Annotated in this window: 24 protein-coding genes; 16 read left to right on the top strand and 8 right to left on the bottom strand. The window is 75.6% G+C overall.

Features of this window, described 5'->3' with window-relative positions; genetic code table 11:
* The first annotated feature begins 136 nt into the window (after positions 1-136).
* From Cph01nite_RS16375 to Cph01nite_RS16355, 5 genes are all read left to right on the top strand, one after another.
* The gene (locus Cph01nite_RS16375; RefSeq protein WP_203675754.1) at positions 137-793 is read left to right on the top strand and encodes an FMN-binding negative transcriptional regulator; all 657 of its coding nucleotides are present in this window, start codon (positions 137-139) and stop codon (positions 791-793) included.
* Positions 790-1,395, top strand: a complete 606-nt coding sequence (locus tag Cph01nite_RS16370; RefSeq protein ID WP_203675753.1) for a class I SAM-dependent methyltransferase — start codon at positions 790-792, stop codon at positions 1,393-1,395. The genes Cph01nite_RS16375 and Cph01nite_RS16370 overlap by 4 nt, the downstream gene beginning before the upstream one ends.
* Positions 1,396-1,548: 153 nt before the next feature.
* Positions 1,549-2,820: a cellulose-binding protein gene (locus tag Cph01nite_RS16365; protein WP_203675752.1), complete on the top strand. Its 1,272-nt coding sequence runs from the start codon at positions 1,549-1,551 to the stop codon at positions 2,818-2,820.
* A gap of 134 nt (positions 2,821-2,954) precedes the next feature.
* Entirely contained in the window at positions 2,955-3,755 is an 801-nt protein-coding gene (locus Cph01nite_RS16360) for a class I SAM-dependent methyltransferase (RefSeq protein ID WP_203675751.1), read from the top strand.
* A 185-nt stretch (positions 3,756-3,940) separates the two neighbouring features.
* Positions 3,941-5,209, top strand: coding sequence for a CE1 family esterase (locus Cph01nite_RS16355; RefSeq protein WP_239069321.1), 1,269 nt, complete (start codon positions 3,941-3,943; stop codon positions 5,207-5,209).
* 158 nt (positions 5,210-5,367) lie between these two features.
* Here the strand turns inward: Cph01nite_RS16355 and Cph01nite_RS16350 are convergent, their stop codons facing one another.
* From Cph01nite_RS16350 to Cph01nite_RS16340, 3 genes are read right to left on the bottom strand one after another with little or no spacing between them, the layout of a single operon-like run.
* Positions 5,368-5,730 carry a fluoride efflux transporter FluC gene (locus Cph01nite_RS16350; protein WP_203675749.1) on the bottom strand — a complete coding sequence of 121 codons (363 nt, stop codon included), beginning with the start codon at positions 5,728-5,730 and terminating at the stop codon, positions 5,368-5,370.
* Complete coding sequence (locus tag Cph01nite_RS16345) at positions 5,727-6,227, bottom strand: CrcB family protein (RefSeq protein ID WP_308439449.1); 501 nt, start codon at positions 6,225-6,227, stop codon at positions 5,727-5,729. Before Cph01nite_RS16345 ends, Cph01nite_RS16350 begins: the two co-directional genes overlap by 4 nt.
* Positions 6,215-6,754 (bottom strand): universal stress protein, encoded by a 540-nt coding sequence (locus Cph01nite_RS16340; RefSeq protein WP_203675748.1) that lies wholly within the window; start codon positions 6,752-6,754, stop codon positions 6,215-6,217. The genes Cph01nite_RS16345 and Cph01nite_RS16340 overlap by 13 nt, the downstream gene beginning before the upstream one ends.
* Before the next feature lie 200 nt (positions 6,755-6,954).
* Here Cph01nite_RS16340 and Cph01nite_RS16335 point away from each other — a divergent pair, with 200 nt between their 5' ends.
* The 3 genes from Cph01nite_RS16335 to Cph01nite_RS16325 all read left to right on the top strand — a co-directional run bounded on the left by Cph01nite_RS16335 (position 6,955) and on the right by Cph01nite_RS16325 (position 10,142).
* Positions 6,955-7,758, top strand: coding sequence for an SDR family oxidoreductase (locus Cph01nite_RS16335; RefSeq protein WP_203675747.1), 804 nt, complete (start codon positions 6,955-6,957; stop codon positions 7,756-7,758).
* 132 nt (positions 7,759-7,890) lie between these two features.
* Complete coding sequence (locus Cph01nite_RS16330) at positions 7,891-9,648, top strand: putative bifunctional diguanylate cyclase/phosphodiesterase (protein WP_203675746.1); 1,758 nt, start codon at positions 7,891-7,893, stop codon at positions 9,646-9,648.
* The gene (locus tag Cph01nite_RS16325) at positions 9,645-10,142 is read left to right on the top strand and encodes a GNAT family N-acetyltransferase (protein ID WP_203675745.1); all 498 of its coding nucleotides are present in this window, start codon (positions 9,645-9,647) and stop codon (positions 10,140-10,142) included. Before Cph01nite_RS16330 ends, Cph01nite_RS16325 begins: the two co-directional genes overlap by 4 nt.
* Before the next feature lie 37 nt (positions 10,143-10,179).
* On the opposite strand, the gene Cph01nite_RS16320 is transcribed toward Cph01nite_RS16325, so the two are convergent.
* The gene (locus Cph01nite_RS16320) at positions 10,180-10,809 is read right to left on the bottom strand and encodes a maleylpyruvate isomerase N-terminal domain-containing protein (protein WP_203675744.1); all 630 of its coding nucleotides are present in this window, start codon (positions 10,807-10,809) and stop codon (positions 10,180-10,182) included.
* A gap of 76 nt (positions 10,810-10,885) precedes the next feature.
* Here Cph01nite_RS16320 and Cph01nite_RS16315 point away from each other — a divergent pair, with 76 nt between their 5' ends.
* Genes Cph01nite_RS16315 through Cph01nite_RS16300 form a run of 4 tightly spaced genes read left to right on the top strand, consistent with a single transcriptional unit; the run spans position 10,886 to position 13,823 of the window.
* Positions 10,886-12,145, top strand: coding sequence for an MFS transporter (locus Cph01nite_RS16315; RefSeq protein ID WP_203675743.1), 1,260 nt, complete (start codon positions 10,886-10,888; stop codon positions 12,143-12,145).
* Between the two features lie 35 nt (positions 12,146-12,180).
* Complete coding sequence (locus Cph01nite_RS16310) at positions 12,181-12,753, top strand: DinB family protein (RefSeq protein WP_239069320.1); 573 nt, start codon at positions 12,181-12,183, stop codon at positions 12,751-12,753.
* A 35-nt stretch (positions 12,754-12,788) separates the two neighbouring features.
* Complete coding sequence (locus Cph01nite_RS16305) at positions 12,789-13,388, top strand: YdeI/OmpD-associated family protein (RefSeq protein ID WP_203675742.1); 600 nt, start codon at positions 12,789-12,791, stop codon at positions 13,386-13,388.
* Between the two features lie 54 nt (positions 13,389-13,442).
* The gene (locus Cph01nite_RS16300) at positions 13,443-13,823 is read left to right on the top strand and encodes a hypothetical protein (protein ID WP_203675741.1); all 381 of its coding nucleotides are present in this window, start codon (positions 13,443-13,445) and stop codon (positions 13,821-13,823) included.
* A 15-nt stretch (positions 13,824-13,838) separates the two neighbouring features.
* Here the strand turns inward: Cph01nite_RS16300 and Cph01nite_RS16295 are convergent, their stop codons facing one another.
* Both Cph01nite_RS16295 and Cph01nite_RS16290 read right to left on the bottom strand, forming a co-directional pair.
* The gene (locus Cph01nite_RS16295) at positions 13,839-14,339 is read right to left on the bottom strand and encodes an NUDIX hydrolase (protein ID WP_203675740.1); all 501 of its coding nucleotides are present in this window, start codon (positions 14,337-14,339) and stop codon (positions 13,839-13,841) included.
* 2 nt (positions 14,340-14,341) lie between these two features.
* Complete coding sequence (locus Cph01nite_RS16290; RefSeq protein ID WP_203675739.1) at positions 14,342-14,902, bottom strand: DJ-1/PfpI/YhbO family deglycase/protease; 561 nt, start codon at positions 14,900-14,902, stop codon at positions 14,342-14,344.
* 162 nt (positions 14,903-15,064) lie between these two features.
* Between Cph01nite_RS16290 and Cph01nite_RS16285 the strand changes: the two genes are divergently transcribed.
* From Cph01nite_RS16285 to Cph01nite_RS16275, 3 genes are read left to right on the top strand one after another with little or no spacing between them, the layout of a single operon-like run.
* Positions 15,065-15,514, top strand: coding sequence for a YciI family protein (locus Cph01nite_RS16285; protein WP_239069319.1), 450 nt, complete (start codon positions 15,065-15,067; stop codon positions 15,512-15,514).
* Positions 15,511-15,852: a YciI family protein gene (locus Cph01nite_RS16280; protein WP_203675738.1), complete on the top strand. Its 342-nt coding sequence runs from the start codon at positions 15,511-15,513 to the stop codon at positions 15,850-15,852. Before Cph01nite_RS16285 ends, Cph01nite_RS16280 begins: the two co-directional genes overlap by 4 nt.
* A 31-nt stretch (positions 15,853-15,883) precedes the next feature.
* Positions 15,884-17,227, top strand: a complete 1,344-nt coding sequence (locus Cph01nite_RS16275) for an RNA polymerase sigma factor (protein WP_239069318.1) — start codon at positions 15,884-15,886, stop codon at positions 17,225-17,227.
* An 84-nt stretch (positions 17,228-17,311) separates the two neighbouring features.
* On the opposite strand, the gene Cph01nite_RS16270 is transcribed toward Cph01nite_RS16275, so the two are convergent.
* Positions 17,312-17,956, bottom strand: coding sequence for a hypothetical protein (locus Cph01nite_RS16270; protein ID WP_203675737.1), 645 nt, complete (start codon positions 17,954-17,956; stop codon positions 17,312-17,314).
* Positions 17,957-18,036: 80 nt separating this feature from the next.
* Between Cph01nite_RS16270 and Cph01nite_RS16265 the strand changes: the two genes are divergently transcribed.
* On the top strand, positions 18,037-19,140 hold the full coding sequence (locus tag Cph01nite_RS16265; protein WP_203675736.1) for a GNAT family N-acetyltransferase: 1,104 nt from the start codon (positions 18,037-18,039) through the stop codon (positions 19,138-19,140).
* 60 nt (positions 19,141-19,200) lie between these two features.
* Here the strand turns inward: Cph01nite_RS16265 and Cph01nite_RS16260 are convergent, their stop codons facing one another.
* Positions 19,201-19,947: an SRPBCC family protein gene (locus tag Cph01nite_RS16260; RefSeq protein ID WP_203675735.1), complete on the bottom strand. Its 747-nt coding sequence runs from the start codon at positions 19,945-19,947 to the stop codon at positions 19,201-19,203.

Here is a 19,947-nt window from a genome sequence, read left to right as displayed (position 1 = left end):
TTCTACAAGGGCAGCAACAACGTGAGCTGGACGCCCACCGGCGTCTGCTCGTAGACCCACCGCACCCACGACGACGCCCGTCGCCGCACCGACCACGTCGGCAGCGGCGGCGGGCGTCGTCGCTAGCATCGTGCGGGTGTACGTCCCCGTCTTCAACGCCCTCGACGACGCCGACCAGATCCGTGCCCTGGTCGCGGCGGCCGGCTCCGCCGAGCTCGTCACCGTCGGCGCCGACGGCTACCCGGTGTCGACGCTCCTGCCGGTCGTGTGGGACGGCGACCGCCTGCTGCTGCACATGGCCCGCGCCAACCCGCAGTGGCGCACCATCGGTGACGACGCCCCGGCGCTGGCCGTCGTCACCGGCCCGCAGGCGTACGTCTCCCCCTCCTGGTACCCGAGCAAGGCCGAGCACGGCCGCGTCGTCCCGACGTGGAACTACTCGGCCGTCCACCTCACCGGCCGCGCCCGGGTCCGCACCGACGCGCAGTGGCTCCACGAGGCCGTCACGCTGCTCACCGACCTCCACGAGGCCGGCCGCGCCGACCCGTGGCACGTCGCCGACGCCCCGGAGAGGTTCGTCGAGAAGCAGCTGCGCGCGGTCGTCGGCATCGAGGTGCGGGTCGAGCGTGTCGAGGCGAAGGCGAAGTGGAGCCAGAACCGCTCGGACGCGGACCACGCCGGGGTCGTCGCAGGGCTGACGGCCGAGGACGACCCGCAGTCGGCCGCCGTGGCGCAGGCGATGCGTGGCACCGCCCGGGCCGCTCGACCCGCCGGCACGGCGGCCTCGGGGTGACCCGGTCGGCCGCGGCTCCCCGGTGGAACCACAACCTGCACTACCACCCCCTCGTGCTCGCGGAGGTGCCGCCGCACGCGCGGACCGCGCTCGACGTCGGCACGGGCGACGGGTTGCTCGCGGCGGACCTGCGCGGGCGCGTGCCGCACGTCGTGGGCCTCGACGTCGACGCCGGGGTCCTCACGCGCGCCCGGGACGCCGACCCGCACGTCGCCTGGGTGCGCGGCGACGTCATGGCGGCGCCCTTCGCGCCCGCGTCGTTCGACGTGGTCGCGTCGATCGCGACGCTGCACCACCTGCCCGACACGGCCGAGGGCCTGCGGCGGCTGGCGGACCTCACCGCGCCGGGCGGCGTCCTGGTCGTCGTCGGGCTGGCGCGCTCGACCGGCATCCGGGACCTCCCCTGGGAGGTCGCCGCCGTCGCGCAGCACCAGGTGCTGCGCCGCACCCGGACCTACTGGGAGCACACCGCCCCGACGTCGTGGGACCGGCCGCCCTCCTACGACGAGGTCCGCGCAGCGGCGCGGGAGGCGCTGCCGGGCGTCCGGTGGCGCCGGCTGGCGCTGTGGCGGTACGCCCTCGTGTGGTCCCGGGGCGCCTGAGCCACCCGAACGGGTGCGCAGGCGAAGCGTTTCGCCACCTTCGGCAGCGGCAGGTTTATCGCTAAATTCCAGCCCTGCCGTGAGCGCTCGCGCATCCGCGGCACACCCGCGCACCGGCACCGGCGCCGGGCGCACCGGCAGGGAGGAACCACCGTGCGACTGCAGAACACACCCCGGTACCTACGCGGGGTGATCGCGGCCTCGGCCGCCGCCCTCGTCCTGGCAGGTCTGGCGGCGCCCGCGTCCGCCCAACCCGCCCCGGCCCTGGCCGGAGGTGTCGCGCCCACGGCGGTGACCGCCGGCTGCGGCAGCGCACCCCGCCTGGCCAGCGGCAACCACACGATCACCAGCAGCGGCCAGCAGCGTCAGTTCCGCCTCGACGTGCCCGCCAACTACGACCCGAACCGGCCCTACCGCCTGGTCCTGGGCATCCACTGGTGGCACGGCACGTCCCAGGACGTCGTGAACGAGGGCTTCTACGGCCTGAAGCCGCTGGCGAACAACAGCACGATCTTCGTCGCCCCGCAGGGCCTCGACAACGCCTGGCCCAACACCAACGGGCGTGACGTCACGTTCATCGACGACATCCTGCGCACCGTCGAGGCCGCGCTCTGCGTCGACACCACGCAGCGGTTCTCCACCGGGTTCAGCTACGGCGGCGGCATGAGCAACGCCCTGGCCTGCGCCCGCGCCGACGTCTTCCGTGCCGTGGCGGTCCTCAACGGCGCCCAGCTGTCCGGCTGCGCCGGCGGCACCCAGCCGATCGCGTACCTCGGCTCGCACGGCGTCGTCGACTCCGTCCTCAACATCTCGCAGGGCCGCGCGCTGCGCGACCGCGCGCTGCGCAACAACGGCTGCCAGGCGCAGAACGCGCCCGAGCCGGCCGGCAACAGCGGTCAGCGGCACATCAAGACGACCTACACCTGCCGCGACGGGTTCCCGGTCGTCTGGATCGCCAACGACAGCGACCACCAGTGGGCCGCCGTCGACCGCGGGCAGCAGCAGTCTCACGTGCCCGGCGAGATCTGGCAGTTCTTCACCGCGCTGCGGTCGACGACCACGACGCCCACGCCCGGGCCCACCACGAACCCGACGCCCACCCCCGCGCCGACGTCGAACCCGACGCCGAGCCCGACTCCCGCGCCCGGCGGCAACGACTCCGGCAGCAACACGACCAACGGCTGCACGGTGACCTGGACCCGGACCCAGGAGTGGGGCGACCGGTTCAACGTCACCTACACCGTGACGGGCCGCTCGAGCTGGACCGTGACGGTCTACCCGAACACCGGCCAGTCCATCCAGAACTCGTGGGGCGCCACCCGCAGCGGCAACACGTTCCGGCCCAGCGGCTCGAACAGCTTCGGCGTGACGTACTACAAGGGCTCGCAGAACATCAGCTGGATCCCCTGGGGCATCTGCTCCTGACAGCAGGGACCTGCGCGGGGCCGCCCGCCGGAGCACTCCTCCGGCGGGCGGCCCCGCGTCGTTCCCGTCACCGACCGCACCGTGCCGGCGGGAAACCACCTGAGCGCGCGACCGTCACGCGCTACGGTCGCGCGATGGACCAGGACACGCTCGACGACCGGATCCAGCGGTACTACGCCCACCACGTCGACGAGTCCGTCCGTCTCACCTCGCGGGCCGCCGGACGCGTCGAGCTCGCACGCGTCCGCGAGCTGGTCGCTCCGCGGCTGGCACCCGGGTCGCACGTGCTCGACGTCGGCGGGGCGGCCGGTGTGCACGCGACGTGGCTCGCCGCCGAGGGTCACCACGTCACCCTGCTCGACCCGGTGCGCGCACAGGTCGACGCCGCGCGCCGCATCGGGACGTTCACGGCCGACGTCGGCGACGCACGCGCGCTGCCCGCGGCGGACGCGTCGTACGACGCCGTGCTGATCGCCGGCCCGCTCTACCACCTCGCCACCCGGGACGACCGGCTGCAGGCGCTGCGTGAGGCGGCGCGCGTCCTGCGCCCGGGCGGGCTGGTCTTCGCCGGTGCGATCTCCCGGACGGTCGCCGCGCTGGACGCCGTGCTCCGGCGGCGCTTCACCGACCTGCCCGGCGTCGCCCTGACGCGCCTGCTCGAGACCGGGGAGGTCGCGGACGAGATCCGCAACCCCGAGGGGGAGTTCCCCGGCGCGCACTTCCACACCGCCGCCGAGCTCGCCGAGGAGCTGGTCACCGCCGGGTTCCACGACGCGTCGGTGACGGGCCTCGAGGGGCCCGGCAGCATCGCGCTGGAGTTCGCGCCCGCGGACGACGACGTCGTGGCCGCAGCCCTCGTCCTGGCACGACGCACCCAGCAGGACCCCGAGGCCGTCGACCTCTCGAGCCACCTGCTGGGCATCGCCGTCCGCTGAGGCAGGCGAAGCGTTTCGCCGCCTACGTCCTGCGCAGGTATATCGCTACATTCGCGCCAGCCGTGAACGTTCACCCACCCGCGGCCCCACCCGCGCACCGGCACCGGCGCCGGGCGCACCGGCAGGGAGGAACCACCCCCGTGCGACTGCGTCACTCACCTCGATCCCTCCGGGCGGTGCTCGCGGTGTCCGCCGCGGCGTTCGTCCTCGGAGGCCTGGCGGCACCCGCGTCCGCCCAGCCCGCGCCCGCCCTGGCGGGAGGTGTCGCCTCCACCGCCCTCACGGCCGGCTGCGGCAGCGCGCCCCGCCTGGCCACCGGCAACCACACGATCACCAGCGGCGGCCAGCAGCGTCAGTTCCGCCTCGACGTGCCCGCCGGGTACAACCCGAACACGGCCTACCGCCTCGTCGTCGGCCTGCACTGGCTCAACGGCACGTCCCAGGACGTCGTCAACCAGAACTTCTACGGCCTGAAGCCGCTGGCGAACAACAGCACGATCTTCGTCGCCCCCCAGGGCATCAGCAACGGGTGGCCCAACACCAACGGCCGCGACGTCACGTTCATCGACGACCTGCTGCGGACCCTGGACGCCGCCCTGTGCATCGACACAACCCAGCGGTTCGCCACCGGGTTCAGCTACGGCGGCGGCATGAGCAACGCCCTGGCCTGCGCCCGCGCCGACGTCTTCCGTGCCGTCGCGGTCCTCAACGGCGCCCAGCTGTCCGGCTGCGCCGGCGGCACGGCACCGATCGCCTACCTCGGGTCGCACGGCACCTTCGACTCCGTCCTCAACATCTCCCAGGGCCGTGCCCTGCGCGACCGCGCCCTGCGCAACAACGGCTGCCAGGCGCAGAACGCGCCCGAGCCCGCCCGGGGCAGCGGCACCCACATCAAGACGACCTACAGCTGCCGCGACGGCTACCCGGTCGTGTGGATCGCCAACGACAGCGACCACCAGTGGGACGCGCGTGACCGCAACCAGCAGCAGTCGCACGTGCCCGGCGAGATCTGGCAGTTCTTCACGGCCCTGCGGTCGACCACGACCACGCCGACGCCCACGCCCAGCGCCACGCCCACGCCGAGCCCCACGCCCAGCGTCACCCCCACGCCGAGCCCGACACCCAGCGTCACCCCGACGCCCGGTCCCACCACCCCGCCGCCCGTCGGCGGCTGCACCGCGACGTACACGACGGTGAACTCCTGGCCCGGTGGGTTCCAGGGTGAGGTGACCGTGCGCGCCGGCGCCGCGACCACCGGCTGGAGCGTGAGCTGGCGGACCGCCGGCGAGCGCATCGACCAGCTCTGGAACGGCACGCTGGCACCGCAGGGCGACCTCGTCGTCGTGCGCAACGCCTCGTGGAACGGCACGCTGCCGGCCAACGGCACCGCGACGTTCGGGTTCCTCGGTGGCGGCTCGCCGTCCAGCCCTGCGCTCACCTGCACGGCCTCCTGACGGGTCCGCACCTCCCCCCGCCCCGGACCAGGTCCGCCTGCCCGGGGCGGGTTCCCTCCCCGGTGTCCGGGGACGCGGTGGGTCGCGCCGTCCTGGTGACACGGCGCGGCCCACCGCCGGGCACGCACCACCGCTCCGGTGGCGGGCCCGGCACGCGGTCAGCGGGACGTGAGCCAGAGGCCCGCGACCGCGGCCACGAGACCGGCCGCGAGCATGACGAGGGCGTGCAGGGCCGCGGCCGCCCCCCGCCCCGCGAGCAGCAGGCGGGCGCCCTCCACGCTCGCGGTGCTGAACGTCGAGTAGCCGCCGAGGAACCCGACGCCGAGCACCGCGCGCACCCCGCCGTGGCCCGGGTGCGTCAGCGCCCAGCCGACGACCGCCCCGAGCAGCAGACACGCGGTGACGTTGACGACCAGCGTGCCCAGCGGGAACGGCGCCCGGCTGCGCCGCGCCACCCAGGTGTCGACGGTGAACCGCGACGCCGCGCCCAGGCCGCCGGCGAGGGCGAGCAGGACGATCACGACCCGTCACCCGGCGCGTCGTCGACGGCGGTCCGGGCGGGACGCCGGTCGAGCACGTGGCCCACGGTCACGATCGCCGCGCCGGCTGCGGCGATGCCGAGCACCACGCTCGCTGCGGCGTACGCGGCGCCGACGACGGCGTGACCGTCGGCGACCAGCTGCTCGACCTCGAGCGCGAAGGTGCTGTACGTCGTGAAGCCGCCGAGCACGCCCGTGCCCAGGCCCAGCCGCACGACACGCCGCCGGCCGACGTCCGGGCCGCGCTGCAGCACCGCGAGCAGCCCGCCCAGCAGCAGCGAGCCCACCACGTTGATGCCGAACGTCGTCCAGGGCCACGCACCGGCCGCGGGCGCGGACGACTGCGCGAGCAGCGCCCGGATCAGCACGCCCACGGTCCCCCCGGCGGCGACGAGGGCGGCCGCGGCGGGCAGGGCCAGCGCGTCGGGCAGCGGCGACGACGGCGCACCGCTGTGCCCGGGCGGTGTCAGCGCTGCCACGGGGCCCGCGGGTCCTTCCAGTCGACGACGCTGAGCGGCACCGTCAGGACGGGCCGGTGCTGGTGGTAGGCGAGGTGCAGGGCGATCGACCCCTCGAGCAGCTCGCGCAGCCGCCCGGACCGGCTGCCGACGACGATCGCGGAGGCGTTCACCGCGCGGGCCAGGTGCGTCAGCGCCCGGTCGGGCCGCCCCGCCAGGTAGTGCACCCGCCACTCGACGCCCTGGTCGGCGAGGTGCTCCGCGGCCTGCGCGCGCAGCTCGTCCCGGGTGCGCTGCCACGCGTCGTCGAGGCCGTCGGAGTCCATCGACATGTGCGCGACGGACCCGTCGGGCCGCTCCTGCACGACGTAGCGCGTCGGGTCGACGTAGGCGAGGTGCAGCTGCCGGGCGCCGACGGCCCGCCCCCAGGCGGCGGCCGTGCGCATCACGAGCGGGTCCTGCCGGGGCACGACGCCCACGACGAGGGGCTGGCCCGCCGGGTCGACCATGCGGTCGAGCGCGGGCTGCGGGACTGCGCCGACGTCCATGACCATCCCTTCCCGGGCACCCGTCGCGCCCTCGTACCGCGGGGCCGCCGCGGGCAGGACGAGGCGTCGGCAGGGCCGGCGACACGGCTGGACCCCCCGGACTCCGTCGCCGGGCCCAGCCTACGCGGGCAGCGACCCGTCGTGCCGGGACCCCGCAATGCCGTGGACCGGTGGGCACGCCACCGCCTAGCGTCGCGGTCATGAGCGAGGACCTGCAGGGACGCACCGCCGTCGTGACCGGAGTGAGCCGACGGCGCGGGATCGGCTTCGCGGTCGCGTCGCGGCTCGCGCGCGCCGGGGCGAGCCTGTACCTCCAGCACTGGTCGCCGCACGACGCCGACCAGCCGTGGGGCGCGGACGACGTCGACGCGCTGCTCGCCGAGCTGCAGGCCGAGCTGGTGCCCGGGGCACGCCTGGACGCGACGAGCCTCGACCTCGCGGAGCCCACCGCCGGGCAGGAGCTGGTGACGCGGGCCGTCGCCGCGCTGGGGCACCTCGACGTGCTCGTGTGCAACCACGCCCGCAGCGGTGGCGACGGTCCGCTCGCCGAGCAGACCGCGCAGTCGCTCGACGCCCACTGGGCGGTCAACGCCCGCTCGACGATCCTGGCGACGCAGGCGTTCGCGGCGCAGCACGACGGCCGGCCCGGCGGCCGGGTCGTGTGGATGACCTCCGGCCAGCTGCACGGGCCGATGCCGGGCGAGATCGCGTACGTGGCGTCGAAGGCCGCGCTGGCGGGCCTGACCCCCTCCGTCGCCGCCGACCTGGCCGCCCGCGGCATCCTGCTCAACACCGTGAACCCCGGCCCGGTGAACACCGGCTACCTCGACCTCGAGACGGCGAACCGTCCGCCCGAGGTGCTCGAGGCGGTGCTCGCGCACTTCCCCGGGGGTCGGTTCGGGGAGCCCGACGACCCGGCCCGGCTGATCGCCTGGCTCGTCTCGGACGCCGGCCGGTGGGTGGTCGGCCAGGTGCTGTCCACCGAGGGCGGCTTCCGCCGCTGACCGCCCGGGACGCCCCGCGACGGCCTCGGACGGCCCCGCGGGGGTGGCGAGCGGGTGATCCTGGGCCGTCGGGGGTGCCTGCGGGCACCGCAGACCTGGACGAACACCTCCCGGACCCCGAAGGTGGGGCAGGTGGCAACGTCGACGCGCACCGGCACGTCCGACGTCCTGGTGCGCACGACCGCGTTCCTCTTCACCGTCGGTGGCGTGTCCGCCGCGCTGCTCTCCCTTGACGTGGTCCGCGTCGACGGCCCCCGCGGGGGTCCGCTGCTGGGCCTCGCGCTGGCGGCCGCGGCCACGGGCCCCGTGCTCCTCGCGGTGGGTCCGCGCATCCCCACGCGGGGGCTCGCCGCGACCGTGCTCGTCGGCGGGGCGGCGCTGGGCATCGGGACGTCGATGGCCCCGACGCTCACCCTGGCGCTGGCCTCCGCGGCCCTGGCGATGCTGGTCGCGATCGAGTCCATGCTCTTCCTGCGGCGGCGCGTCGCCTGGGTCCTCGTCGCGGTCGCGGTCACCTGCCAGGTCGTCCCGCTGCTCGTCGTCCACGACGTCCCGCCGCTGGTCTGCGCCGCGTACGCCGTCCTGTGGGTCGGCGTCGCGTGGGCCGTCGGGGTGCTCGCCCGGCACGCGTCCACCGCCGGGGTCGACGCGCTCACGGGCCTGGCCGACCGCCGCGGGTGGGACGCGGCGCTCGAGCAGGCCATCGACCGGCGCGAGCGGCGCGGCGTGCCGCTGTCCCTCGCCCTGGTCGACATCGACCACTTCAAGCTCGTCAACGACGAGGGCGGCCACGCGGCGGGCGACGACCTGCTGCGCGCGACCGCGGACGCGTGGCGCGAGCTCGACGTCCCGGGCATGGTCCTGGGCCGCCGCGGCGGCGACGAGTTCGCTGTGCTGCTGCCGGGCGTCACCGGGCCCGAGGCGCACGCCGTGGCCGACCGGCTGTGCGCGGCCGCGCCCGCTGCCGCGTCGTGCGGTGTCGCCGAGCACGTCGAGGGCGAGACCGTGGCCGAGGTGCTGCGCCGCACCGACACGGCCCTGTACGCGGCGAAGGCTGCGGGGCGCGGGCGCACCGTGCTGTCCGAGCGGCGCCGCAGCCGGCTCGTCGACGACCTGGTGCGCGGGCTGGCGGCCGGTGACCTGCGGGTCGCGCTGCAGCCGATCGTCGACGTCGCGTCGTGCACCGTCGTGGGTGTCGAGGCGCTCGCCCGCTGGGACCACCCCCGGCTGGGACCCGTGCCGCCGGTGGAGTTCGTGGCCGCGGCCGAGGACGGCGGGGTGATCGACCAGCTGGGCGCGGCGGTCCTCGCGCTCGCGTGCGCCGACGCGCACGTCCTGCAGGCGGCCTGGGGGCACCCGGTGCAGATGGGCATCAACGTGTCGGGGCGCGAGCTCGTCGGCCAGGGCTACGCGGCGCGGGTGCTGGCCGGCCTGCAGGCGGCGCGGTGGCCCGCGACGCAGTTCGTCCTCGAGGTCACGGAGAGCGTCGTCGAGGCGTCGGGCCCGGCGGCGCTGCGCGCGCTGCGCACGCTGCGGGAGGGCGGCATCCGCATCGCGATCGACGACTTCGGCACGGGGTACTCCTCGCTCAGCCGCCTCGACGAGCTGCCCGCGGACTACCTCAAGCTCGACCGCCAGTTCCTCACGTCGTTGACGACGTCCACGCGGCGCACCGGGATGGTCCGTGCCCTGCTGGGCCTGTGCGCCGAGCTCGACATGCGGGTCATCGCCGAGGGCGTCGAGACGGCCGAGCAGGCGACGCTGCTCGAGGAGCTCGGCTGCCCGGCTGCGCAGGGGTACCACTACGGCCGCCCGGTGCCGGTGGCGGAGCTCGCCGCCCGGCCGTGGCGGATGGTCCCGGCGGCGCCCCCGGTAGCGTCGGGCGGGTGACGACGGACGCGACGACCTCGACGACGCCGGGGCACGGGGAGCACGGGCTCGACACCACCCGCTACCGGTTCAGCACCGACCGCGACGACGTCGACCGGGCGACCGTGCACCGGTGGCTGGCCGAGCGCTCGTACTGGGCGCGCGGCCGGGCCCGGGAGGTGCAGGACGCCGCGATCGACGGGTCCCTGTGCTTCGGTGTCCTGGAGCGGGCGTCCGGGCGGCAGGTCGCGTTCGCGCGCGTCGTCACCGACGGTGCGACGTTCGCGTGGCTCTGCGACGTGTTCGTCGACGAGGACGCGCGCGGGCACGGGCTCGGGACCGCGCTCGTCGCGGGCGTCGTCGCGGACCTGCAGGCCAGGGGCCTGCCCCGCGTGCTGCTGGCCACCGCGGACGCGCACGGGCTGTACGCACGGTTCGGGTTCGCCGAGGTCGAGGCGGGGAAGTACCTGGCGCTGCTGCGCGACCGGGGCCCCGCGACGCCCGACGCCCCCTGACGCCCCTGCCGCCCCTGACGCCCGGTGCGCCGCGGCGTCAGAACGCGTGGATCGGCTGCGCCCGCTCGCGGCGCGTCAGGGCGGCGACGACCCGCGCCTGCCCGTGCCGCGCGACCGCGAGGCGGACCAGCAGGTCACGGACCGGGTCGAACACCTCCGGAGGGAAGGTGGGGGTCGTCAGCCCGACGCTGACCGCCAGGTCGTCGGCGTGCACGACGACCTCGAGGAGCCGGGTGAGCAGGAAGTCCTCGCGCCGCAGCGCCCAGCCCGCCCACGGCACGGGGACGACGTCGCGTGCGGCGCCCGAGGCCAGCGCGGCACGGAACGCGTCCCGGTGGGCGACGACCCGGTCGTGCAGGGCGACGGGCCCGTCGAGCGCCGCCGTCTCGTCGCCGCTGCGGTCGTTGACCGGGTCCTCCGGGGCGGCGGTCGGCCACGCCGAGCGGGCGTAGTGCGCGTCGGCGTCGGCCAGCACGGGCAGGTCGCCGGGGTCGCGGTCGACGAGCTGCGCGGCGCGCACCACCTGGTTGCCGAGGTGCACGGCGAGCGCCCCGACGCTCAGGAGCGGCAGCGCGCTCGGCTCGGACCAGCGCACGGTGACGTCGGGCTGGTCGACGAGGGCGAGGACGGCGTCGGCCGCCAGCAGGAACGCGTCGTCACGGCTCATGCGGGGAGTCTGGCAGGGTGACGGACGCCGCGGAAAGCGTGCGGGGTCGCGCGTGGGAGCGGGCTAGCGTGGGCGGGTGCCGGCGCGTGTGCTCGAGACCGTCCTGCCCGAGCGCCTCGGTCGTCCGTTCCGGTGGCTGCTCGGGTCGTCGTGGTCCTCGAACCTCGGCGACGGGATCGTGCTGGCGGCCGGTCCTCTGCTCGTCGCGTCGCGGACGGACGAGGCGTTCCTCGTGGCCCTGGCCGCGCTGCTGGGCTGGCTGCCGCCGCTGCTGTTCGGGCTCTTCGCCGGCGCGGTCACCGACCGGGTGGACCGGCGCCGGCTCGTCATGGCGATGGACGGCGTGCGCGTCGGCGTGCTGGCGGTGCTCGCGACGTGCGTCGCGATCCAGGCCGCGCCGATCTGGCTGATCCTCGTCGCGCTGTTCCTGCTCGGCACCGCCGAGACGTTCGCGGACAACGTGTCCGGCACGCTCGTGCCGATGATCGTGCACCGCGACGACCTGGCGGTCGCGAACGCCCGGACGATGGCGGGGTACATCGGGCTCAACCAGCTCGCCGGCCCCCCGCTGGGGGCCGCGCTGTTCGCCGCCGGGCAGTGGTCGCCGTTCGCGGGCGCCGCCGTGCTCATGGCGGCGGGCGTCGTGCTCGTCTCGCGGGTCGTGCTGCCGCCGCACGGCCGCGCGGTCCACGAGCGCCGCACCGTCCGCGCCGACATCGCCGAGGGCGTGCGGTGGACCTGGCGCCACCCCGCGGTGCGCACGCTCGTCCTGACGATCCTCATCTTCAACGTGACCTTCGGTGCGGCGTGGTCCGTGCTCGTCCTGTACGCGCAGCAGCGCCTGGGCCTGGGGGACGTGGGCTTCGGCCTGGTGACGACGGCGCAGGCGCTCGGCGGGCTGCTGGGCGTGGCCGCGTACGGGTGGCTGACGGCACGCGTCACGCTCACCTCGATCATGCGCGTCGGCCTGGTCGTGGAGACGCTCACGCACCTGGCGCTGGCCCTGACGAGGAGCCCGTGGGTCGCGATGCCGGTGTTCGTCGTCTTCGGGGCCCACGCGTTCGTGTGGGGGACGACGTCCCTGACGATCCGGCAGCGCGCGGTGCCGACCGCGCTGCAGGGCCGCGTCAACAGCGTCAACCTCATCGGCACCTTCGGGGGCCTGGTCGTCGGCGCGGCCGTCGGCGGGGTGCTCGCCCAGCACTGGGGCGTGACCGCGCCGTTCTGGTTCGCGTTCGTCGGGTCGGCCGTGTTCGTGGTGCTGATCTGGCGGCAGCTGCGGCACGTCGCGCACACCGACGCGCAGCCGGCGGTCGACGCGCAGCCGGCCACCTGACGGGCGTGTCAGGGGCATCTGGCAGGCTCGCTCCCGTGGTGACCGCCGACACGACCCCCGACCCCCTCGCTCCCGGGCGGCTGACGCCCGAGCGCGCCGAGCCGCCCCACCGGACGGACGAGGCGGGCACCCTGCTGGGCTTCCTCGACTACCACCGCCGCACGCTGCTGGTGAAGATCGACGGCCTCGACGCGGACGCCCTGCGGCGCCGCCTCCCGCCGTCGACCATGACGCTCGGCGGGCTGGTCAAGCACCTGGCGCTGGTCGAGGACAACTGGTTCTCCCAGGTGTGGCTGGACGAGCCCGTCGAGCCGTGGGCGTCGGCCGACTGGGACGCCGACCGCGACTGGGAGTGGACGAGCGCCGCCGACGACTCCCCCGAGGAGCTGCGCGCGCTGTGGGACGCGGCGGTGTCGCGCTCGCAGCGGACCGTGGCGGCCGCGCTCGCGGCGGGCGGGCTGGACCAGGGCTCCCGCCGTGCGCACTCGCTGACCGGTGAGTCGGTGTCGCTGCGCTGGATCCTCGTCCACATGGTCGAGGAGTACGCGCGGCACAACGGCCACGCCGACCTGCTGCGCGAGGCGATCGACGGCGCCACCGGGGAGTAGGAGCGGGTGTCGGAGGGGCGCGGCAGGATGACGACGTGAGCGACGACCTGCCCGAGCTGCTGCTGCCCGACGCGTCCGCCTGGCGCGACTGGCTCGCGGCGCACCACACGCAACCCACCGGGGTCTGGCTCGTCCTGCACAAGAAGGGCGGCGACGTCACGACGCTGACGTACGTGCAGGCCGTCGAGGAGGCCCTGTGCTTCGGGTGGATCGACGGCCAGGGGCGGCGGCGCGACGAGCACAGCAGCTTCCAGCGCATGACGCCCCGGCGCTCCCGGAGCGCGTGGTCGGCCGTCAACGTCGAGCGGGTGGAGCGGCTGGAGCGCGAGGGCCGCATGCGTGACGCGGGCCGCGCGCAGGTCGAGGCCGCGCGGGCCGACGGGCGGTGGGACGCCGCCTACCGGGGGCCGGCGACCATCGAGGTGCCCGACGACCTGACGGCCGCCCTCGACGCCGTGCCCGCCGCCCGGGCGTGGTTCGACGCGCTGACGTCCGCCAACCGGTTCGCGATCCTGGTCCGCATCGGCCAGGCCAAGCGCCCCGAGACGCGCGAGCGCCGCATCGCCGGCTTCGTCGCGGACCTCGCCGAGGGGCGGACCCCCTACCCGCAGAAGCGCCGACCCGACGGAGTCTGACGCGCGTCCAGGAAACCGGTCGCCCCGCCCGTTTTCTCCCGTATCCTCCGCTTCATGGCTGTCCGGCTGCACTACCGCGCGGCACGTCCGCAGGCTCTGAGCCCCGACGAGATCGCGCTCGCCCGCGGGCTGGTCGCCGCCCACAACGCGGCGTTCCCGTTCGAGGGTGAGCTGCTCACCCTCGCCGACCCGGGCGACGCCGCGCTCGACGGCACGACGACGCTGCCCGAGCAGGACCCGTTCGCGACGTTCCTCGGCCTGGCCCACTGGTGCCAGGCCCTCACCGAGGTCCGCCGCGCCCTGCCGGGCACCACCTGGCAGGTCAGCGTCGACGACGAGCCCGTGCCGTGGGACGACGAGACGGGGTTCGGGTGGCCCGAGCAGCGCGACCCGGCGACGCTGCGGATGATGGAGCAGATGCGCGCGGGTGCGTGACGCACCATCCGTCGCTCAGGTCGCCGCCACCAGCGCGTCGATGACCGGCTGCTGGCCCGCGACGAGCAGGGGCCGGGCGCGGGCGACGTCGACCCACGCGGCGCGGTCCACCTCGGGGACGTCGACGCGGCGCCCCGAGCGCGGCGGCCACTCGACCTGCACGGTGCTGACGCCCGGGCGCGTCGCGAGGAGGTCCGCGCACGCGGGGTCGTCCGGCGACCCGACGAGGGCGGCAGGGACCTCGACGGCAAGGACGTGCACGACCTTGCCGGAGGCGTAGCGGAACGCCCCGAGGTCGAGAGCCGGCAGGTCCGGAGCGGGCACGCCCAGCTCCTCGAGGAACTCGCGGCGCGCGGCGGCCGCGACGTCCTCCCCCGGCTCGACGACGCCCTTGGGCACGGACCAGGCGCGCTCGTCCTTGCGGGCCCAGAACGGCCCGCCCATGTGCGCGATGAGCACGTGCGCGTCGGCGCCGCGCCCGTGGTGCAGCAGCAGTCCGGCGCTGGTGACCGGCACGGTCAGGCCGTCAGGGCCGCGTCGACCTCCCGCAGGAACGCCTCGAGGTCGTCGGGGGTGCGCGACGTGACGAGGCGGAACCCGTGGGTGTCGTCGGTGACGACCTCCTCGTCGACCCACGTGCCGCCGGCGTTGCGCACGTCGGTCGTCAGCGAGGGGTACGACGTGAGGCGCTTGCCCTCGACGAGGCCGGCCTCGACCAGCAGCCACGGGCCGTGGCAGATGGCCGCGACGGGGCGGCCCGACGACGCGAACGTCTTGGCGAGCTGCACCACCTCGTCCTGCAGGCGCAGGTTGTCGGCGTTGAGCGTGCCGCCGGGGATCAGCAGCAGGTCGTATGCGTCGGGGTCGACCGCGCTGACCGTGGTGGTCGGCTGCACGGTGCGGCCGGGGTCCTTGTCGCCGACGAGCGTCTCGATCGGGGCGTCGTCCACGGCGGCGACGTCGACGGTGGCGCCGTCCTCGCGCAGGTGCTCCACGGGGACGACGAGCTCGTCCTGCTCGACGCCGTAGTTGGTGACGACGGCCAGCACGCGGCGGCGGCGGAGGTCCGCATCGGACATGGTGTGCTCCTCGGGGGTCGGGTAGGGCCCGGGGTCGCCGGGCGAGCGCCACGTTAGGCACGCCGGTGCCGTCCCGCACCCGGAGCGCTGTCGAAATCCGGGGGTCTCGCGCGTCGTCCGGGTGGACGGGCACAGTGGGTGCCTCGACGAGCGGAGGACGACATGACGACGCCGACCACGACCACCCCGGTCACGGCCACGCCGGCCACGTGGATGCTGCTGCTGTGGGGCGACCCTGACGCGTGCGTCGACCTGGAGGCGGCCTTCGCCGCGCACGACGTGTTCTCCACGGCGTGCGCGGAGCACGGCCACGAGATCGTCGGGGGTGAGGAGCTCGCCAGCCCGACGCGCTCCCGGCTGCTGCGCGTCGACGCCGACGGTCCGCAGGTGACCGACGGGCCGTTCGCGGAGATCACCGAGCAGCTCGGGGGGTTCTACCTGATCCGCACGGCCGACCCGGACGGCCTGCTGCGTCTGGCGGCTCCGCTGCTGATCAACGACCCCGGCACGATCGAGCTGCGCCCGGTGGCCGTCCACACCGCGGAGGAGGCGTCGGTCGAGGGGGCGCCGGTGGAGGGGACGGCGGTGCCCGCCGCCGTGGCGGTCCCGTGAGGTTCGTCGTCCTGGTCTACGAGGCCGAGGAGACGTACCTGTCCGCCGACGCGGAGGGGCGCGCCCTGTACGAGCGTGGTCACGCGGCGTTCGCACGGGAGGCCGGGGCCCGGGGGGTGACGATCCTCGCGTGCGAGGCCCTCGCCGGCGTGGCCTCGGCGCGCACCGTCCGCCACGCGGGCGACGACGTCGAGGTCACCGACGGCCCCTTCGCGGAGACCACCGAGCAGCTGGGCGGCCTGTACCTCGTCGAGGCACCGGACGAGCGGACGGTGGTGGACCTGGCGCGCCTGCTGCCGGAGACGACGCACGAGGTGCGCGAGTGCGTCGAGCCGTGAGGCCGTCGCCGCCGGTCGGGACCCGGCCCTCGTGGTGACGGGGGTCGGTGTCCCGACCGACGGCGGCGGAGAGCCGACGCCCGGGCAGGGCGACGTCGCGGCCGCGCTCGCGGCGGCGTGGCGGGCGCACTGGTCGCACGTCGTCGCGCTGCTCGTCGCGCAGTTCGGCAGCCCGGACCTGGCGGAGGACGCCGCGGGGGACGCGTTCGAGGCCGCCGCGCGCACGTGGCCGCGCGACGGGATCCCGACGAGCACGGGCGCGTGGCTGCTGACGGCCGCGCGGCGCCGTGTGCTCGACCGGCTGCGCGCGCAGTCGGTGCAGCGCCGCAAGGAGCCCCTCATGGTGGTCGACGACGAGATGCGGGCGCTGGCCGCCGCGACGCAGGACCCCGGCGCGCACGTGGCCGACGAGCAGCTGCGGCTGGTGCTCACGTGCTGCCACCCGGCCCTGGCCCCGGCGGACCGCGTCGCGATGACGCTGCGGTTCGTCGTCGGCCTGGGGACCGCGGACATCGCGCGGCTGCAGCTGGTGCAGCACACGGCGATGTCGGCGCGTCTCACACGGGCGAAGAAGCGCCTCGCGGCGGCGGGCGTGCCGTTCGTCGTCCCCCCGCCGGGGCAGCTCGCCGAGCGCCTGGACGCGGTGACGACCGTGCTGTACCTGCTGTTCACGGCCGGGTACCAGCCGGCCGAGGTGCCCGGCGGCCTGCGCGTCGACCTCGCGGACGAGGCCGTGCGGCTCACCCGCGAGCTCGACGGGCTGCTGGGCGGGTCACCCCGCGTGCACGCGCTGCTGGCCCTCATGCTGCTGCAGCACTCGCGCCGCGACGCCCGCCTCGACGACGACGGCCGCCTGGTGCTGCTGCCCGACCAGGACCGCTCCCGCTGGCACGCCGCGGAGATCGCCGAGGGGGTGGCGCTGCTCGCCGGCGTGCCCCCGCTGGACGGGCTCGCGGAGGAGCACCGGCTGCAGGCCCTCGCCGCCGCGGAGCACGCGACGGCACCGACGGCGGCGCAGACCCGGTGGGACGTCGTGGCGCGCGTCTACGCGGTGCTCGAGGCGCGCACCGGGTCCCCGGTGGTGCGGCTCGCGCGGGCCGTCGCGGTGGCGGAGGCCGCCGGTCCTGCCGCGGGGCTCGCCCTGCTCGACGGGCTGGACGACGCGCTGCGCCACCACCACCGGCTGCCGGCGGTGCGCGGTGAGCTGCTGCTGCGCGCCGGGCACGGTGCGCAGGCCGTGCAGGAGCTGGAGCGCGCGCTCACGCTCGTCCCCGACACCGCCGAGCGCCACCACCTGGAGACGCGCCTCGCGCAGGCCCGAGCCCTCCCCTCCATGACCCCCTCCCCCGCGAGAGCAACCCCCCCACCCCCGTGAGAGAGCAATCCAGCTCCCCCGCGAGCGTGCCCAGCCCCACCCCTTTTTCCCGTGAGAGAGCAATCCAGCCCAGCGGCCGGCCCTTCAGGCCGCGACCACCGACCGCTCCCACGCGCGCTCGTCGACGCGCCGGAACCCGACGCGCTCGAGGTACGCCACCGCGCCCGCGGGTGCCGTGGGTACGACGAGCCGGCGCAGCCCGTGCCGCGCGAACACGTCGGAGTCCCGGTACACGAACTCCCCGGGGGTGAAGTCGCGGAACCGGGGCGTCACCCAGTCCAGGACGACGACGCCCGTGCCGTCGCCGACGTCCCGCACCAGCACCACGCCGACGGTCTCGTCGCCGCGCACGACGAGGAACGCCAGCGCGTCCCCGCGGGCGTCGTCCCCGACCACGTCGTCCTGCGGCACGGTCCGGTGCCGGGCGACGTCGACCGCGTGCACCGCGAGCACGTGGCGCAGGTACGCGTCGTCGGGGGCGACCTCGACCACGGCGTAGACAGCCGCGTCGGACCGCTCCCGACGCAGCCGCCACAGCCAGTACACGTCGATGACCGCGATGGCGCCGTTCATCGCCGCGAACGCCCAGATGCCGAACGTCGCGTTGTACGCCGTGGCCAGCACCGCGCCCGCGAGGTTCATCACCCGGAACCGCCACACGCGCGCCTGCATGAGCGACACGACGACCAGGACCGACCCGGCCCACCCCACGACCTCCCACCACGGCATCCCCGCAGGCTATGCCCCGACGCCCGGGGCGGCCGGTAAAGGGCTCGACGCGAGACCGCGGCGCGCGGATCGTGGACACCATGACGACCTGGTCGATCCGTGAGCTGCCCGTGCCGGCGTCGCTCGACGCCCCCGACGCCTGGCTCCTGCACGGCATGGTCGCGGCGCAGAACGCGACGACGCGCGCCGTGTGGGGGACCGACGACTTCGCCACCACGCCCCGCCGCGCGCTGTCGCAGGTGCAGCACCAGGAGTACGCCCTGCGCCCGCGGCTGGTCGCGGTGGACGACTCGACGGACGCGGCCGACCCGGACCGCGTCCTGGGCTTCGCCCGCCTGGAGCTGCCGCTGGCCGACAACACCCACACGGGCTGGCTCGACCTGGGCGTGCGCGTCGAGCACCGCGGCCGCGGCATCGGTGACGCGCTGCACACCGCGGCGTGCGAGGCCGCCCGGGCGGCCGGGCGCACCCGGCTGCTGGCGGAGACCGAGCAGGCGGTCGAGCCCGCCCCCGGGCCCGACGCGCTGGGCGCGCCGACGGGCGAGGGGCTGATCTCCCGCACGGACCCCTCCGTGCGGTTCGCGCTCGCCCGCGGCTGGGACCTCGAGCAGGTGGCCCGGCACTCCCGGCTCACCCTGCCGGTGGACGCGGCGACGCTCGAGGAGCACCGCGCCCGGGCCGCCGCGGCAGCCGGCCCCGACTACCGTCCCGTGACCTGGGTGGACGCGACCCCCGACGACCGCGTCGAGCAGATGGCCGACCTGTACGTGCGCATGAGCACCGACGAGCCGACGGCGGGACTGGACGTCGAGGAGGAGGTGTGGGACGCGGCGCGCGTGCGCGACGAGGACGCCGAGGCGCTGGGCCGCGGTGAGCACCTGCTGACCACGGCCGTCGAGCACGTCCCGACGGGGCGGCTCGTCGCGTACTCGGCGTTCATGGTCCCGCCCCACACCGACGAGTTCGTGTGGCAGGAGGACACGCTGGTCGCCCACGAGCACCGCGGGCACCGGCTGGGCATGCTCGTGAAGACCGTGCAGCTGCAGACGCTGCTCGCGCAGCGTCCGTCGGTGCGGCGCATCAGCACGTGGAACGCCGAGGAGAACCGCTGGATGCTGGCGATCAACGTGGCCCTGGGCTTCCGGCCCGCGGGCGGTTGCGGGGTGTGGCAGCGCAGCCTGTGAGGTCGCGGCCGTCGGGCCCGGGTCGGGCGCGGGTCGGGCCCGGGGTCGGGCACAGGTTCGTCAGGTGCGGCGCAGCCCCCACCAGCCGGCCCAGCGCCGCCGCGCCTCGTCGAGCACGGCCTCGTCCAGCCCGTACGTCGACAGCGTCGCGTCGACCGTGCCGTGCGGCGGGCGCTCCACAGCCGGGCGCATCACGAGGAGGAGCAGCGACTCCGCGATCCCGTGCAGGTGGATGCCCACCTGGTGCTCCGTCTTGTAGACGACGGTGCCGCCGACGCGCGAGCCGTCGGGCCGCGTCGCGTCGACGTGCCCCCGCACGGGCAGGCCGCGCACGCCGTGCAGCCCGGCGCGGAACAGCAGCGGGTCGCGGCGGTCGCCGGCGTCCAGGCCGTGCGCCTGCAGGGTGACGCGGTCCTCGCCCGGGTGCACGTCGAGGGCGAACGCGAGCTGGTGGACGAACTGGATCCAGCCCTCGTCCATCTCGTCGAAGACCCCGTCGAACGCCGGCAGCTCGTCGCGCCCGGCGCGGGTCACCGCGACGCGGGTCAGCTCCGGGTCGGCGTCGCGGGCGGTGACGACCATCCGGTCGTGGTTGCGCCACACCAGCGTGCGCGTCGTGACCCCGTCGGCCTCGTCGTGCTCCTCGCGCACGGTGTCGACGAAGATCTCGCGGATCTCGGCGTCGAGCCCGTCATAGTCCCAGCCGAACCACCGTCGGACCAGGTGCGGGTCCCGCAGGTGCTCCCACACGGTCGCGACGGGGGTGCGGACGTCGACGGAGACGACCTCACGACGCTCGAGGGTCAT

The organism is Cellulomonas phragmiteti (assembly GCF_016862775.1).
In the GTDB taxonomy this organism is placed as follows: domain Bacteria; phylum Actinomycetota; class Actinomycetes; order Actinomycetales; family Cellulomonadaceae; genus Cellulomonas; species Cellulomonas phragmiteti.
The sequence above is the reverse complement of the archived record's forward strand: the minus strand, read 5'-3'. Positions and strand labels throughout refer to the sequence as shown.

Coding starts and splice junctions, on each gene's coding strand:
- Cph01nite_RS16285 (WP_239069319.1), top strand. CDS start 15,065: ATGACGACGCCGACCACGACCACCCCGGTCACGGCCACGCCGGCCACG.
- Cph01nite_RS16320 (WP_203675744.1), bottom strand. CDS start 10,809: ATGAGCCGTGACGACGCGTTCCTGCTGGCGGCCGACGCCGTCCTCGCC.
- Cph01nite_RS16270 (WP_203675737.1), bottom strand. CDS start 17,956: ATGCCGTGGTGGGAGGTCGTGGGGTGGGCCGGGTCGGTCCTGGTCGTC.
- Cph01nite_RS16335 (WP_203675747.1), top strand. CDS start 6,955: ATGAGCGAGGACCTGCAGGGACGCACCGCCGTCGTGACCGGAGTGAGC.
- Cph01nite_RS16360 (WP_203675751.1), top strand. CDS start 2,955: ATGGACCAGGACACGCTCGACGACCGGATCCAGCGGTACTACGCCCAC.
- Cph01nite_RS16300 (WP_203675741.1), top strand. CDS start 13,443: ATGGCTGTCCGGCTGCACTACCGCGCGGCACGTCCGCAGGCTCTGAGC.
- Cph01nite_RS16260 (WP_203675735.1), bottom strand. CDS start 19,947: ATGACCCTCGAGCGTCGTGAGGTCGTCTCCGTCGACGTCCGCACCCCC.
- Cph01nite_RS16290 (WP_203675739.1), bottom strand. CDS start 14,902: ATGTCCGATGCGGACCTCCGCCGCCGCCGCGTGCTGGCCGTCGTCACC.
- Cph01nite_RS16265 (WP_203675736.1), top strand. CDS start 18,037: ATGACGACCTGGTCGATCCGTGAGCTGCCCGTGCCGGCGTCGCTCGAC.
- Cph01nite_RS16340 (WP_203675748.1), bottom strand. CDS start 6,754: ATGGACGTCGGCGCAGTCCCGCAGCCCGCGCTCGACCGCATGGTCGAC.